We start from the raw sequence: 3223 nt of genomic DNA on the forward strand, positions 1-3223 counted from the left end.
GCCCCCCTTCCCCATCCCCACCCCCTGGGCCTACAAGAACTGGGCCGACTCCAAGGAGATACCCAGCATTCTTTACGCACCGCAGCTTTGCCCATGGGGTGCCATGTCGAATGATCTGGAGCGGCCCGTTTTCCAAAAACACCTGCTCCTGCCCACGCTGAAAACCTGGCTGCTTGAGCAAAGCGAGGTCCACGCTGCCCTGATGTCCGGCTCCGGCAGCACCATGTTTGCCATCACTGAAACACCGGCTCAGGCGGCAGAACTGGCCGTCAAAGCCCGAGAATGGTGCGGCGAGACTTCCTGGGTTCAATCCACCATGACGGCGGCGGCTTAGCAGCACCGGCTGAAAAGATTGAGGCCGGGCGGCTCCCGATTCCGCCCGGCCTCTGGTTTGTTAAACCTCAACTTGGCCCTGCGGTGAAGCAGGGGTTTTAGTCAACAACCAATCACTCTCAAGACCCAGTCTATGGAGGGCTGAAATCCCCGCATTTACTGTACCCGGGTTAGTGAGGGGTAGTTGGCAGAGTGTTGAAAAATGATGAAAATATTTTTGCTGACGACTGTTCTCCTTATCCGCCCATGCCCGAACTCCCCCCACTGACCGACCCCGAACGTGCGATTTATGAATGGCAGATGTGGGTGCCCGGCGTGGGTGAGGAAGGCCAGCGAAAGCTCAAAGGAGCCTCGGTGCTGATCTCCCGCGTCGGCGGTCTGGGCGGTCTGGTGGCGCTGGAACTCGCTGCGGCGGGTGTGGGAAAACTGGTGCTCGCCCACGGTGGCGATCTGCAGCCGTCAGATTTGAACCGCCAGCTGCTGCAAACACACGATCACATCGGCAAACCGCGCATGGATTCCATCGTGCGCCGCCTGCAGGAACTCAATCCTCGCTGTGAAATCGTGGGCATCGCGGAAAACGTGTCCCCGGCAAACGCCGATGCGCTGGTGGGTCAGGCGGACTTCGTGGTGGATGCCGCGCCACTGTTTCAGGAGCGGCTGGCTTTGAACGCCGCCGCCATGCGTGCTGGCAAGCCAATGGTGGAATGCGCCATGCACACGCTGGAAGCCAGCGTGACGACCTTTATGCCCGGCAAAACAGGCTGCCTTGCCTGCTACGTTCCTGAAGTGCCTCCCACGTGGAAGCGTCAGTTCCCCGTGTTTGGCGCGGTGTCAGGCACGGCCGCCTGCCTCGGGGCCATGGAGGTCATCAAGCTGATCACCGGCATCGGCGAGACGCTTTGCGGGGTGCTGCTCTCCATGGATCTCTCCACGATGCAGTTCCGCAAGATTCGTCTGCCGAAGCGGGACGACTGCGTGGTGTGCGGCTGATTTATTTCGCCACGAAATCGACCACGCAGACTTTATCGAGCAGCGGCTTGAGCTTGGCAACAAAGGCCGAATGCTCTGGATGCGGGAGGTATACGTCAAGGCCCGCCTTGTCTTTGAAGGTGACGAGGAAGCAATGCGTGAAGCCGTCGTTGAGTCCTTCCGGGCTCACATTGGTGCCCCATTCAAACGCGGTGACCGTGTTGACCTTCTTGGTGAGTTCGATGAAGGCGTTTTCAATGCCCTGCACTTCGGCTGGTGTCGCGCTGTCCTTGAACTTGAAGAACACAACGTGTCGGTAGGGGGCGTCTGCGGCGGTGGCGAGGGTGGTCATGGCGGAGAGGAGAATGGCGAGAGCAAAGAAGGCGGCTTTCATGGTGCGCGAGAATGTCGCAAAGAGCACTTTACGTCAACGCCTCAAACAGGTTGCGCCGTGGCATCGTGCATGCTCCTTAACAACTAATATGAGCCATTGGGACCGCTTTCAAAAACACTTTGTTCGTTACTCCAACCTGGGATTCTCCATCGACATCAGCCGCATGGCTTTCGAGGATGACATCTTCAGCAAAATGGCACCCCGCATCGAGTCCGCCTACAAGGCGATGATCGAGCTCGAAGCCGGAGCCATCGCCAATCCGGATGAGCAGCGCATGGTCGGCCACTACTGGCTGCGAAACGCCCGCCTCGCCCCCAATGACGCGCTTCAGCATGAAATCAGCGAGACCCTCGCTGCCACGCTGAAATTCGCTGCTGATGTTCACGCCGGAGTGATCAAGGCCGCCAATGGCCAAAAGTTCACCCGCGTGCTCGTCGTGGGCATTGGTGGTTCGGCGCTCGGCCCACAGCTCGTGGCGCATGCCATCACCCCGGCCAATCCGCCGCTGGCCATCTCCTTCCTCGACAACACAGATCCGGACGGCATCGACCGCGTGATGGCCCAGATCGGTGATGAACTGGCCACGACTCTCACCATCGTGATTTCCAAGTCCGGCGGCACCAAGGAAACGCGTAACGGCATGCTCGAAGCCGAAACCGCCTACAAGGCCGCTGGGCTTGACTTTGCCAAGCATGCCGTCGCCGTAACAGGCGTAGGCAGCGAACTGGACAAGCATTCCACCGCCCAGGGCTGGCTGACCCGCTTCCCCATGTGGGACTGGGTGGGCGGACGCACCAGCCTCATGAGCGCCGTGGGCACTCTGGCCGCCGCGCTGCAGGGCGTGGATGTGCTTCAGTTCCTCGCCGGAGCCGCAGCCATGGATGTGGAAACACGCCAGCGCCCTGCCATCGAAAACGCTGCAATGCTGCTGGCTCTGATGTGGCACCAAGCCGGCAAAGGCCAGGGCCTGAAGGACATGGTCGTGCTGCCCTACAAGGATAGGCTGGTTCTCTTCAGCAAGTACCTCCAGCAGCTGGTCATGGAAAGCCTCGGAAAAGAGCACGATCTGAACGGTGCCGTGGTGAACCAGGGCATCGCCGTCTATGGCAACAAAGGCAGCACCGATCAGCATGCCTATGTACAGCAGCTCCGCGATGGCGTGAACAATTTCTTCGTCACCTTCATCGAAGTGGCCAAATCCCGCGACACCGCTTCCCTTGAAGTCGATCCCGGTTTCACCACCGGCGACTACCTTCAGGGCTTCCTGCGCGGCACCCGCAAGGCGCTGGCAGAAAAAGGCCGTGAATCCATCACTCTCACGATCCCCGAGCTCAACGCCTTCACCCTGGGAATGCTCATCGGTCTGTTTGAGCGCGCCGTCAGCTTCTACGCCAGCCTGGTCAACATCAATGCCTACCACCAGCCCGGTGTGGAGGCAGGCAAAAAAGCCGCCACAGACTTCCTGACTCAGCTTGCCAAGGTGCGCGCTGCACTCACCGACACGGGCCGCACGGCTGATGAAGT

General features: G+C 60.0%; 3 protein-coding genes and 1 pseudogene. 3 read left to right on the forward strand and 1 reads right to left on the reverse strand.

Annotation, left to right across the window (positions count from 1 at the left end; genetic code table 11):
* Both ACIREA_RS29275 and ACIREA_RS29280 read left to right on the forward strand, forming a co-directional pair.
* Positions 1-334, forward strand: a pseudogene (locus tag ACIREA_RS29275) (4-(cytidine 5'-diphospho)-2-C-methyl-D-erythritol kinase); the annotation flags it as partial.
* Positions 335-579: 245 nt separating this feature from the next.
* Positions 580-1326 carry a HesA/MoeB/ThiF family protein gene (locus ACIREA_RS29280; RefSeq protein ID WP_397385860.1) on the forward strand — a complete coding sequence of 249 codons (747 nt, stop codon included), beginning with the start codon at positions 580-582 and terminating at the stop codon, positions 1324-1326.
* Between the two features lies 1 nt (position 1327).
* On the opposite strand, the gene ACIREA_RS29285 is transcribed toward ACIREA_RS29280, so the two are convergent.
* A complete protein-coding gene (locus ACIREA_RS29285) occupies positions 1328-1699 on the reverse strand; it encodes a Dabb family protein (RefSeq protein WP_397385861.1) in 372 nt (123 codons plus the stop codon).
* Between the two features lie 88 nt (positions 1700-1787).
* Between ACIREA_RS29285 and ACIREA_RS29290 the strand changes: the two genes are divergently transcribed.
* Positions 1788-3223: glucose-6-phosphate isomerase (locus tag ACIREA_RS29290; RefSeq protein ID WP_397385862.1), on the forward strand; the 1436-nt coding region annotated here is incomplete at its 3' end.

This window comes from Prosthecobacter sp. (assembly GCF_044373815.1).
GTDB lineage: Bacteria > Verrucomicrobiota > Verrucomicrobiia > Verrucomicrobiales > Verrucomicrobiaceae > Prosthecobacter.

Bases quoted from the DNA above. Each gene is read 5' to 3' on its own strand.
- ACIREA_RS29280 (WP_397385860.1), top strand. From the start codon at position 580: ATGCCCGAACTCCCCCCACTGACCGACCCCGAACGTGCGATTTATGAA.
- ACIREA_RS29285 (WP_397385861.1), bottom strand. From the start codon at position 1,699: ATGAAAGCCGCCTTCTTTGCTCTCGCCATTCTCCTCTCCGCCATGACC.